12 protein-coding genes are annotated in these 11,935 nt (G+C 49.7%); 3 read left to right on the top strand and 9 right to left on the bottom strand.

What is annotated here, in order from left to right; genetic code table 11:
• Nucleotide 1 precedes the first annotated feature (1 nt).
• Complete coding sequence (locus RB602_RS09200) at nt 2–409, top strand: hypothetical protein (RefSeq protein ID WP_317080269.1); 408 nt, start codon at nt 2–4, stop codon at nt 407–409.
• A 291-nt stretch (nt 410–700) separates the two neighbouring features.
• Nucleotides 701–1,276, top strand: coding sequence for a recombinase family protein (locus RB602_RS09195; RefSeq protein ID WP_317080268.1), 576 nt, complete (start codon nt 701–703; stop codon nt 1,274–1,276).
• Nucleotides 1,277–1,439: 163 nt separating this feature from the next.
• Here the strand turns inward: RB602_RS09195 and RB602_RS09190 are convergent, their stop codons facing one another.
• Nucleotides 1,440–2,567, bottom strand: a complete 1,128-nt coding sequence (locus RB602_RS09190; RefSeq protein ID WP_317080267.1) for an ISNCY family transposase — start codon at nt 2,565–2,567, stop codon at nt 1,440–1,442.
• 367 nt (nt 2,568–2,934) lie between these two features.
• Here RB602_RS09190 and RB602_RS09185 point away from each other — a divergent pair, with 367 nt between their 5' ends.
• Nucleotides 2,935–3,744 (top strand): hypothetical protein, encoded by an 810-nt coding sequence (locus tag RB602_RS09185; RefSeq protein ID WP_317080266.1) that lies wholly within the window; start codon nt 2,935–2,937, stop codon nt 3,742–3,744.
• An 85-nt stretch (nt 3,745–3,829) separates the two neighbouring features.
• On the opposite strand, the gene RB602_RS09180 is transcribed toward RB602_RS09185, so the two are convergent.
• The 8 genes from RB602_RS09180 to metG form a co-directional block, all read right to left on the bottom strand.
• The gene (locus RB602_RS09180) at nt 3,830–5,272 is read right to left on the bottom strand and encodes an ISNCY family transposase (RefSeq protein ID WP_317080265.1); all 1,443 of its coding nucleotides are present in this window, start codon (nt 5,270–5,272) and stop codon (nt 3,830–3,832) included.
• 145 nt (nt 5,273–5,417) lie between these two features.
• Nucleotides 5,418–6,710 carry a glycosyltransferase family 39 protein gene (locus RB602_RS09175; RefSeq protein ID WP_317080264.1) on the bottom strand — a complete coding sequence of 431 codons (1,293 nt, stop codon included), beginning with the start codon at nt 6,708–6,710 and terminating at the stop codon, nt 5,418–5,420.
• A gap of 196 nt (nt 6,711–6,906) precedes the next feature.
• Entirely contained in the window at nt 6,907–7,344 is a 438-nt protein-coding gene (locus tag RB602_RS09170) for a GtrA family protein (RefSeq protein ID WP_317080263.1), read from the bottom strand.
• Entirely contained in the window at nt 7,310–8,350 is a 1,041-nt protein-coding gene (locus RB602_RS09165; RefSeq protein WP_317080262.1) for a glycosyltransferase, read from the bottom strand. The genes RB602_RS09170 and RB602_RS09165 overlap by 35 nt, the downstream gene beginning before the upstream one ends.
• A 117-nt stretch (nt 8,351–8,467) precedes the next feature.
• Nucleotides 8,468–8,743: a hypothetical protein gene (locus RB602_RS09160; RefSeq protein WP_317080261.1), complete on the bottom strand. Its 276-nt coding sequence runs from the start codon at nt 8,741–8,743 to the stop codon at nt 8,468–8,470.
• Nucleotides 8,740–9,540: an MBL fold metallo-hydrolase gene (locus tag RB602_RS09155; protein ID WP_317080260.1), complete on the bottom strand. Its 801-nt coding sequence runs from the start codon at nt 9,538–9,540 to the stop codon at nt 8,740–8,742. The genes RB602_RS09160 and RB602_RS09155 overlap by 4 nt, the downstream gene beginning before the upstream one ends.
• Nucleotides 9,537–10,313 (bottom strand): TatD family hydrolase, encoded by a 777-nt coding sequence (locus RB602_RS09150; protein WP_317080259.1) that lies wholly within the window; start codon nt 10,311–10,313, stop codon nt 9,537–9,539. Before RB602_RS09150 ends, RB602_RS09155 begins: the two co-directional genes overlap by 4 nt.
• On the bottom strand, nt 10,313–11,920 hold the full coding sequence (gene metG, locus RB602_RS09145) for a methionine--tRNA ligase (RefSeq protein WP_317080258.1): 1,608 nt from the start codon (nt 11,918–11,920) through the stop codon (nt 10,313–10,315). The genes RB602_RS09150 and metG overlap by 1 nt, the downstream gene beginning before the upstream one ends.
• Between the last annotated feature and the right edge of the window lie 15 nt (nt 11,921–11,935).

Here is an 11,935-nt window from a genome sequence, read left to right as displayed (position 1 = left end):
TATGCCACTATTATTGGGTTTAGGTCAGCAAGAAAGTATAGCTTTCGGAATGCTAGAGTTGTTAATTGAGCATGGGCTAAGAAAATACTGTGCTGCCCGGTTGGAGCATGGGATATTGCAACCGTATGGCACTCATTCTGTTTTGTCCAAAATTGCTAATTGGTTGGACCCAGAATCAGCAGATTATCGATACGATTTTATTTCTTTTGATGAATTGGATACTGATGAAGTGAAATTTATTCATCAACTCATGTGTGACTTTTGGGAGGAAGGGACAAGCATTGACGGCCAAGTCTATGATCATCCTCTAAATGACATACAGAACCAGCAGCTTAGTGCCGCGATACCGGCGATCAGAAATTACCTAGACGCTCGACTGAGCGGTGCGGATGCAGAAAAGAGCAGCTAGTCTATCGGCACTTTTAGTCACAGCAACATTGAGAATTTTGAGGACTACAGGGCCTCGACCATGGCCTTTGCCGGTAGCTATGGCAGCCATGTTACGGGGGCGATAATAGTATTCAACTTGGTGATTGAATTACAGCGAAGCGAACTTAGCCAGGTGGGCACTATCTAGCAACCTGCCCATAACCGAACCTTTTCGGACAGTCTCTTATAGACTGTCCGAAAAATAGCTTGATTATATACTGGACATGCCTATAGTTTCGGACATCATTTTCGGAACAAGACTGCTGATCAAATGTCCAGAACCTTTGCCTATGCCCGTGTCTCTACCTTGGAACAGGCACCTGAGAACCAGCTCACCGAGATAAAGGCCGCTGGCTTTCATATCGAGCCGCATCGCATCATTACCGAAACAGTCTCGGGCTCGGTTGCCATTGCGCAGCGCAAAGGTTTTGCCCGCCTCATTGACAAGATGGAGCAGGGCGATGTGTTGGTGGTCACCAAACTTGACAGGCTCGGCCGCAATGCGGTGGATGTCAGCTCCACCGTTACTGATCTGGAGACCATGGGCATTCGGGTTCACTGTCTTGCTCTGGGTGGTGTTGATCTCACCAGCTCGGCCGGCAAGATGACGATGAATGTCATCAACGCGGTAGCCCAGTTTGAGCGCGATCTGCTGATCGAACGAACACAGGCCGGGTTGGCGCGTGCCAAAGCACAAGGCAAAGCACTGGGCAGACCGCCTGCGCTATCAGCCGATCAGCAGCAGATGGTCCGCGAAAAGCTCAAAGCTGGCGAGACTGTGTCGGCCCTGGCCCGCCAGTTCAAAACTTCGCGCCAAACGATTATGCGGGTGTGCGGTCAAGGATAACAATCTCGACTCGGATTAAGAATGCAGGAGGAGGTGAGGTCGCTCAGAAAAGCAACTCGGCCTTCCTTGCGGATTATTGGTGATGGCACCTTTCTACACCGCGCCTCGCTTTCGAGCTACACCAACAGCCATGGCCAAACTACCACACATTTCAGTCTATCCATCAATAGGCACAAGCTGCATTCAAACATACACCATCAAATAGTACAGCCATGCAACCATCGGTTAGAAGACGTATATCTACCCAATTTCCGGCGAGATGGTGATCGGCAGCACTTGGCGCGATGACGAAGATATCGCCATCAATTGAGAAGGTCAGTTGCCGAGAGACCTTACGCCTAAAACGCTTTGAAAAGATTAGGTCGAGCTTGTCATGCGCTGTTATCGTTCTGAATGCACATTTCTTGTCTTTTGGGGGCCTGGCAAATTTCTCATTGAAACCAATAATATATCGGCCAATAAAGTTATTGCCATCCTCGATTGAGGAAATGTTCTCTAGCCGCATCTCCTTCACCAACCGGTCTTGTAGAGTTCTGTTCATGCGTTCGACACGACCCTTGCTCTGTGGGCTGTTTGCAAAACTGTGGATGGTTCCGATCTCGTCAAGCGCGGCTTTGTAATGCTCTCCGACTGCTGCGTGGCGGTCCGTTACTATCGCAATCGGCTTGCCGTGTCGGCGTACGCATGATCTGGTACTTTCGAGATATGCATTTGTGGTTTCGGAACGAAAAAACTGTCCGTGCAAAATGGCACCAGTCGCATCATCAACATGTAGCATCAGAACACAAGACGCGCCACGTTCTTCGAACCAATGATGATAGGAGCCATCGACCTGAATCTGCTGCCCAAACCGTGCACTGCGCTTGCGTGGACGATGTATCCTGCGCCGTTTCAGTCTGTCTACGAACCAAAGTCTTGCTTGTATTAGCCATCTTCTTATCGTTGATTTAGCAAGTTGGATGCCATGGTATTTCTCAAGCATTTCCTGTGTCAGGGTAGGGCCAAAATCCGAGTAATTTTTGATGACAATATCAGATACTTGCTCTTTCAGCTTAGTCGGATAAGCTCGATTGCTTCTTCGACCGCGCAATTGATGTCTCAGCCCTGCGCCGCCGCTTTCGCAATATCTTTGGAACACGCGATAGACTTGCGCACGGGAAAGACTAAGAGCAATTGCTGCCTCTCGTAAAGAAGCCCCACCGTACGAAACCAGAGTCATCCATTCGATGCGCTTAATCTCGTTAGGCGTGTAAACGGTTGGGCGTTCGTGCTGCGATTCTTTATTATTCATGAGTTTTTCCCCTTATGGAACCGCTCTGACGCGGCCCAGACTAATAGTTTCAGTTTGTCCGCAGAGAGCAGGGACTGCTGATCTGAAAATTGTGCGCACAAAAGCATCTGCCGAGAAGCATGTAATGCTTGACAGCGATGTCGCTTTGAGAGAAAAAGGAAAGGTCGTTAGGGTCCGGTTCTCAGAGCCGGGCCTTTTTCTCGTTTATGAGCGGTTATAGTTTCTTACATCAGTGCCTCCAATTATGTCAGACCGTGCATTTGACAATCGAGATGCCAAGCAATCAGAATTTTGATAGATCGAGCCTCTGTATTGCAACTGTATAGTTGGAATAGGTTCATAAACAGAGATCACTCAGGAAATTTCCGTGAATCAAGCCTCTGATTTATATAGCAAAGATTGGAAAGCGAAGGTTTTGCAGCTCGCTAAACAATTTTGGCTCGCATATCTATGTGACAAGACAAATACAGAAACAATTAATGCGTTAGAGACTGCCATAGCACGCAAAAAACAGGGTGATTCTGACCAAAACAGTGGCAAGTTTCACAAGCTGAAAACTAAATCCACAAAGCCAAGCGCGGCAACTTTATTACAGGCTGAAACAGTTGTTAAAGGATCAACTCAGATTTACGAGCACGCGCTTTGGTCTATCCTGCGAGGTGATTTGTTCCGGCTGCATGATGATATAAAGCGCATGGCAACAGGGGCCAAGAGACGTCAGTGGCGCGAGTTCATCCAACTACGTTTACCAGCACTGATTAGTGCCACCGGTTTGTCGATTTTTGATAGGCTTGGTTATGCGCTGCAGGCTATGCGAGTTTCTGCGGACAAAGGCGACCTTTTCTCATTCAATAAGGCTCAGCAATCCATTGCTTTGCTGGTCAATGAGCTCACGGCTGATGGGATTTTTACTGAATTAGCATCAGACTTAGAGGTTTTGCTGAATGAATGGGGTGAATATGAGAAGGCATGGCTGGACCTAAACTGCATCTCAAACATGCGTTCTGGCTGGGATTGGCGTTACTTGCTGGCTGGTTTTTGCTTTCTAGTGATCGCAGCTTTTGCGGTGGACGGGGTCGCTGGTTCAGGCGCAATGATATTTGCGCTGGTCACAATTGCTGCAGGTTTGTTTCCACAGTTTCGCTATATCTTTCCGCTAGATCCAAACCAATCTTGATATTTAATTACAATATGACCGAAGATAATTGTGCTATTGAAGCGCTTTAAGCCTAACAGTGAAAAGATCGCTGGAAACATGACCGTTAATCTTCAGGTGGTTCCTGATTGAGTGTCCTATCACTTATCACAATAGGGTGGCGTCCTAATGGTGCTCTCGCTCTTCCGTTAAATTTGCGTCTAACGGTTTTAGTAGGGTTTTGAAGCGTCCGAGACTTAACATCCGTTGGTTGCGGGAAAAAATCTCTGAAGCCTGCCATGATATGTCTATTACGTATAAAGTGATGTGGTTCGACTTCGCGAATTGCCTTTGCCATCTGCAACGCTGTGCCTAGCCTTTTGCGATCAACGACAGCAGGTTGAGCAATAAGCCTGAGTTTGTCGAAGCACTTATAGGCTAGGGTGGTCTCATCGTGAAAAATCTCAATCCGTCCATCGAGGTAGACGGCAACCGTTACCCGTTTGCCGATTACCCTGCGGGCAAGGGGAGTGTCATCCAGTATAAATCGTATCTTATTGAAACTTATGGTGAGATCCTTGAAGACTTTACGTGTAACGGTAAATGTTAAAAGACGATCTATGTTGAAACTGCCTTGCGGTCCATGCGCATCTTCTGGATCGAGCGGGGATTTTGCAAACTTTGTGTTGTGGGTTTGTCGGTAGTGCTCGAGAAACCAGTTTGCTTCCTCGATCGTCGAGATACCTCGCAGACGAAACTCTTTTACGAGCCGGTCCTGCTGTGTTCTAAAAGAGCGCTCAACGCGGCCCTTTGCCTGAGGTGTCGACGCACAAATCACGCCTATACCAAGCTCGTGACATGCTCGCGAGAACTGGGTAGGGGATTGGCGACTGCTATTGCCTGGCGTATTAACCCTGAAGATGCTGTGCCTGTCTGAGTAGAGAGCTAGGGGCCGCCCATATTGTTCAATGTACCATTTTAAACAGCGCATATAATTAAAAGAGCTTTCATGCTCGACCATGCGCATATGCATTATTTGGCTGGTAGCATCATCGATAAAGACGATAAGGCATGCTTCATTACCACGTTTTTCAAACCAACGGTGATAGCTGCCATCAACCTGGATCAATTCACCGATGCGTTCACGTCTTTGACGTGGGGAATAGACGCTCGGTTTGATCTCACAGCGCTGTTTCCATAAGCCTGCTTTCATCATCCATCGTCGCAAAGTGGCAGGTTTTACGGCTATGTTATGACGTTCAAGAAGCTTCTCTGAAGCAAATTGTGGGGTGAAGTCTCGATAATGCTCTTTGACAAGAGCAACTACCTTAGCCCTGAAATTGGGATCGATACGATTATTGCCACCTGTCTTCTTGGATTGAAGGCCTTTGACACCATCAGATTTATAGCGCGATATCATGCGCCATACATGAGACCTGCTTTTGCCCAAGGTTGCCATCAAGTCCATAATGCGTATCTGCTTTGCCAGATAGGCTTCTATCGCAGCGACACGGTAATCTTCTTCAACGTTAACAAAGTCTTCCTGATTAGCTTCAATATCTCCAGGCATTGTAAGCACTCCGGCTGATTGCAGCACAAAACTGCAATTCCATCGAAGAGAGTCTTATTTCTAATGAACGGAAACGTCTCACTTCTAATGAACGCTTACAACACCTTAATCTGATAATATATATTATGTTAAATAAATATATCTTCTATTCCGCCGGGATGCGATAAAGTCGCACATCAGGATGGCGATAGCGCAACCTATTCCAAATCTTCTTTGGCATGACATTGTGAAAGCCTATGCGCTCAACAATAGCAATAACCGGATCAGGTTTTGCTTGAAACTCGGAAATGAGAGTCCAATTCTCATTCGGCGTGTATTGCTGTTGCTGCGATGCGTCCATTAGCCGGTTGGGGCTCTCAACTTTGCCCGGGTTGTAGAAAAAAAGCTGCCCGCGTACCGGCGGCGCTCCCCTGACCTGTTCCGCTCGTCCCTTCCATCGTAACAACATGTTTGCCCGATAGCGAGACATCGGATCAGTATAGACATCCTCTTCATATGCATCGGCCAGCGCTACCAGCGTGCGTTCGCCAAAAAGCGGCGCCTTGTTTTCGATCATGATTCCAACCAAGTTGGTGCAGATAAGAGCTGCTATCAGCGTATTTCTAAGCACGGGAAATGATATCTGCTGAATAGCCAGAACCAATATTATGCACGCCGATATGGCTGTGGGCATGAAATAGCGTGGATTGAGCGGCAGCAGCGTTGTTGCAGCAGCTACGCAGAGAAACCAGACGACGCCAAAAAGCGAAATAAGCCGAATAAATCTCCGTTGTTCCGCTGAAATACTCTGTGAAAAGCCAAGCCACAAGCCGCTTGGGATTGCCAGCCAGAAAAGCAGCATAAACTCCTGATTAATAAGGAGAACAAGCAATGGATCAATAGCGGGGTGGATAATCATATTGCCTGCCACATCGATTGACCGGTCAATGGAACTGTCATGGTTGAGCGAAATGTTGAACCGGTAAAGCGGATCACCTGTCATGATGCCAAGATAGAGCAATTCAACTGCCCAAACAGCGAAAAACCCAAAACCGACGGCAAAATAGTGCAGACGATGCATGCCAAAGCCGAACAGGAACAGCAGGCCATAAAATGGAATGATAAAAATGGCTGTTTCACGCGTCAGAAATGCCAGACCGACACAAGCGCCTGATAAAAATGCCCACCGTAATGGCGTCTCGCTGTTGGTTGCTTTGAGATAGAAGGCGAAACCAAGAAACAGGAAGAATGACTCGACAATATCAATATTGGCGATGGTCGATTGAATAGCCATTAGCGGCATAGTGATTAGGAAAAGCAGAGCCAGATTTGCCGTTAGCTGCGCCGCCAGACGCCGCATCAGTAACCAGATTACAGCCAATAGTGCCAAATAATAGAGATAGCTCGGCAGCACCATGGCGTATTCATTCTCGCCAAATAGTGCAAAGCTGATCGCCATGGGTATGGTGATGGTATAGCGGATAGTGCCATGACCGCCGACATAGGGGAATTGCTCAAGCCAGCCATAGGCGCCTTTGGCATAGGTCGCGTCGTCAGAGCCAAGAAAACCGACCCAGGACCATGCTGTGATAATGAGCAGGAGCAGCAACAGGCACAGCCACCACCCTGCTCCGCTTGCAGCCAGAGAGGAGCGACTATCCAAACGGGTTATCTGCATGCCGGAAGATGATCCATTTGCTGACCGCAAAAGATACCGCCACGCTGGCGATGTCGGAGAATAACCGGCTGGCCGCTTCAGGCAGCATCAAAAACGTCGCCAAGCTATAGAGCAGAGCGCTGGAAAACACTAAAGTGAAGAGAAATAGCAACGCATAGCTGATCGATTGCGCGAGCGATCCATGGCGTTGCTGGCCAGCAAATGTCCAATATTTATGCAGGAAAAATCCCAAAATAACGCCGGCAACTTTACCGTAGATGTTGGCCGCCAATAAATGCGTCTCATGGAGATGGGCGTAGCTCAACCAGAACACAGCATAATCAAACAGAAATATGACCACGCCGGCGATGAGAAAACGCGTGGACTGGTACAACAGCGATTTAGCGTTCATTGATGCGGGCATCACTGCGCTCATTACGCGCTTTATGCATAGTCACTGCAGACCGCGATAAAGCCTTTTCTTCAGGAAAATGGCGATAATGTTGAAGAACATCCTTGGGTTCATTGGATATATCGAAGCCGAGAAAACTCAACAGCAGCTGAAATCCCAAAATGATCGGCAAGGTTGCCACCATGATAGTTCCTGTGCTGGCGGTTTCGCCTGTTGTGATCGAGCCTGTCCAATGGATTGCACCGAAGACCAGCCCGAATAACAGCATAGCAGCGCCTAGGAGAAGTTGTGCAGAAGCAAGACTAAAGTCGCGCAGATAATAGGTATAGACGATGCGCTTGATCATTTCCTTCAGATTCTTCCCAAGAAACTGGCCCAGCACTTTCTTAATTTTTAGATTGCTCTCTTCGTCAGCATAAATCGCTTCCATGGCGACGTCTTTCACCACAGCGCGGCTATTGCCCAGGTTGATAAGCATATCGGTTTCAAAGAAATAGCGCTCATCAATATTGGCAAATTCCAGTCTGGAAAGCGCTGTGCGATGGATAGCGGTATAGCCATTGGTCGGGTCAAATATGCTCCAATAGCCACTCGACAATTTGGTTATGAATGACAAAGCCGCATTGCCCATCAGGCGGGCCACAGGCATTTTGCGGACATTATAGACTGAATGGAAGCGATTGCCTTTTGAATAATCAGCCTTGCCGGCAATCACAGGCTCGGCAATGACGCTGGCAAGACGCGGATCCATTTGCCCATCACCATCCACTTTGATGGCAATATCCATCCCATCACCAAGCGCAGCCCTATATCCGGTGACGACGGCACCGCCGACACCCTTATTATACTCATGCATAATGACATGGATGCGCTTATCGGTGATAAAATCCCGGACAAATTGTCCGCTCTCCTCGGGACATTTATCATCAACAACATAGATGCGCTCAATCTCGGGGCCGATATTCGCGATGACATTACGAATATGACTGCGCACTTTGTAACAGGGGATAATAACGGCCAATTTGGTCATTGCGTCCTCTGTAAATATTCGGGTTTGCTGTCAGACGTCGGGAATGACTATATCAGTTCTATAAAGAGGGCGTATTGTGTTGCAATAATGCCTGCAATGCAAACACATTAGGGATTATTAACAATTATCCCTAACCGATAACAGTCTATGCCGTGTAGTTTCGTGCACCCATGGCCCTACACTATCCTCATCATTTGATGGGGGTGCTGCATCTTCTGCAGAATAACTCTGAAAAAACGAAACGGCCAGAAAAGCGGCACCGAAAATCAGCACCCATATAGCCGCCATCCTCAGAGCTTTGCCAAGCGGCAAGCGATATGCCAGCAGCGCGCTGCCAACCAGCACCAAAGCGCCAATGCTGTGCACCAGCGAGATATTGTCCCATTCGCTCATAGGTCCACCTGCCAGCCATCATAGCCGACAATGGCGCGGTTGCCGACCTCGGCGCATAATGTGCGATAATCCATGGATTTGTCGAGATGGGTCAGCACCACATGCGCTACTTCAGATCGCTCAGCCAGTTCCAGCGCCAGCGCAAGATGTGCATGGGTTGGATGCGGCTCGCGGCGCAGGCAATCGCTGATCAGATAGTCACAGCCCTTGTACAGGCTCACCATATCATCGGTTATCTCTGAAAAATCCGTAGCATAGCAAACACTCTTGCCGTGGTGCGATATACGAAAACCGGTTGATTGGACCGGGCCATGGGGTTGATCAACCGCAGCGATCTCTACATTGGCAGCGACCGTGACGGCTCTGTCGCGCCCGGTATTCTCCATTACCGTCATATCGGCAATGCTGACATAACCACCATCTCCGGCAAAAACATAGCCGAAGCGTCGGTTCAGTGCATCTGCAGTATATGGCCGCGCATAGCCCTGGAGTGGCTGACTTTTGCGACGAAAAACAAAGGGCCGCAGATCATCTATGCCATGGCAATGATCGGCGTGATCATGCGTCCACAGCACATGGGTAAGATCATGGATGTCATTATCAAGGCACTGATTTCTAAGGTCCGGTGAGGTATCGATGATGATACTCGCACTATCACCAGCTTCTGATGGTATTTCAATATGAAGTGAGACGCGGCTGCGGCGATTTCTCGGTTCTTTTGGGTCACAATCACCCCAGTCATTGCCGATCCGCGGAACGCCTGCAGAGGTTCCGCATCCGAGCAATGTTAGCTTCACGGCTGTGCCTTGTTAAAAAGCTGGTAGAAATTCAGCGCTGTCGCCTCGAACAGTTTTTGCGGTTCTTCACCGCGCAGATTGGCGACGAATTCGCCGGTATCGCGCACATATGCCGGCTCGCCGCGTTTGCCGCGATGTGGGACTGGTGCGAGAAATGGCGAGTCTGTTTCAATCAGCAGCTTGTCGGAAGGGATTTTCCTGGCAACATCCTGCAATTCGCGCGCATTCTTGAAAGTCACAATACCCGACAGCGACAGCGGGATATCCCAATGCAGCATCTGGTCAGCAAAGGCCTGACCGGCGGTGAAGCAATGGATAAGGCAGGGGAATAGCCCCCTCTCCCGCTCCTCGCCCAATATGCGGATGGTATCTTCTTCAGCATCACGCATATGGATAATCATAGGCAGACCAGTTTCGCGTGCAGCAGCGATATGCAGCCGCATACTGTCCTGCTGGCGCTGGCGATCACTATGGTCGTAATAGTAATCAAGACCTGTCTCGCCGATACCAACAACGCGCGGATGCTCAGAAGCAGCAATCAGCCGCTCCAGCGCCAGATCTTCATGATCATCGGCTTCATGCGGATGAATGCCGACACTGGCCCAGACATCATCCTCGCGCTCGGCCGTGGCGATGACATCACCCCACTCGCTCTCGCGCGTCGAAATGTTGAGCATGGCGGTCACCCCTGCCCCCCGCGCGCGCGCCAGCAATTCGGGCTGATCCTCGGTCATGCCTTCATAATTGAGATGGCAGTGGGAATCGACGAGCATCAGGCAGCGTCCTTCCCGGCTTCTGTGCTTGCACCTTCGGGCATTTCAAGGCGGGGGAAGATGGGCATGGGCTTTTCCAGCGCCCAATCTCGCATCACAAGTTGTTGATACCATTCATTATTGGCGAGCTCCGCATAGCTGCGCTGGTCCGCATCTATCCCCATCTGATCGAGCAGCTGATTGGCGGCTTCGGGTACTATTGGCTGAATACAAATGGCCAGATCGCGAATGGCCTGAAACAGCGTCATCAGCACCATCGCCATGCGCTGTGGGTCTGTTTTCTTAAGCGCCCAGGGTGCCTGTTCATCGACATACTGGTTGCAGGCGAAAACGGCACGCCGCCAAGCCTCAATCGCGCCGGAGAGGTTTAACGTATTGAAAGCTTGAGGAAATTCCTCGCGCGTTGTTTTGGCCACTAGATCGAGCAGGTCCTTGTCTGCCGCTTCGGCTTGATAGTTATCAGCAAGCCGACCATCCATATTCTTGAAGATCATGGAAAGCGTGCGCTGGGCCAGATTGCCGAAGCTGTTGGCGAGATCGGCATTTGTTTTGGTAACAATGGCTTCTGCCGAATAGCTGCCATCTTTTCCGAAGACGACATCGGCCAGCAGGAAATAGCGCAACTGATCCACGCCAAAGCCTTTAGCCAGCGCCATGGGATCGACGACATTGCCGACCGATTTCGACATTTTCTCACCGCGATTGAGCAGGAAACCATGGCCGAACACCTGTTTAGGCAGCGGCAGGCCTGCACTCATCAGAAAAGCAGGCCAATAAACGGTGTGAAAACGGACTATATCTTTGCCGATAATGTGCAATATGTCTGCATCTAACGTCCAATAGCGGCCAAAGTCACTGTCGGTTTTCGGATAGCCGAGGCCAGTCAAGTAATTGGTCAGTGCATCGACCCAGACATACATCACATGATCATCACTACCCGGTACCTTCACCCCCCAATCGAAGCTGGTGCGTGAGATGCTGAGATCGCGTAGACCACCTTCGACAAATCGGATCATCTCATTGCGGCGATTATCGGGTTGGAGAAACTCCGGATGGTCACGATAGAGATCAAGCAAGGGCTGCTGATATTTGGACAGGCGGAAGAACCAACTTTCCTCCGCGGTCCACTCCACCGGGGTTCCTTGGGGTGACAAGCGAACCTTCTCGCCTTCGCTATCCTCGGCGTCGATCAGCTCGCTTTCATCATAGTAGGCTTCATCGCGGACGGAATACCAGCCTTCATAGCGGTCAAGATAAAGATCGCCATTGGCTTCCATCGCTTTCCAGATCGCCTGGCTGGCGGTGTGATGCGCCTCATCCGTTGTGCGTTGAAACACATCATAAGAGACATTCAGCGCATCACACATATCCCTGAAAAGCTGGCTCATTTCATCGGCCAGCGCGCGCGGCGTGATGCCCTGCTCTGCCGCCTTTTGTGCCATTTTCAGTCCATGCTCATCGGTGCCGGTCTGAAACCGCACATCGCGGCCCGTCAGCCGCTGGAAACGGGCAATCGCATCGGTGGCAATCGCCTCATAGGCATGGCCGATATGCGGCGCGCCATTGGGATAGCTGATCGCCGTTGTGATATAAAAAGGCTCAGACATGCTGTGCTTTCGCGC

Source organism: Parasphingorhabdus sp. SCSIO 66989 (assembly GCF_032852305.1).
Lineage (GTDB): Bacteria > Pseudomonadota > Alphaproteobacteria > Sphingomonadales > Sphingomonadaceae > Alterisphingorhabdus > Alterisphingorhabdus coralli.
Note: the sequence above shows the minus strand (reverse complement) of the source record. Positions and strands in the feature narration are given on the sequence as shown.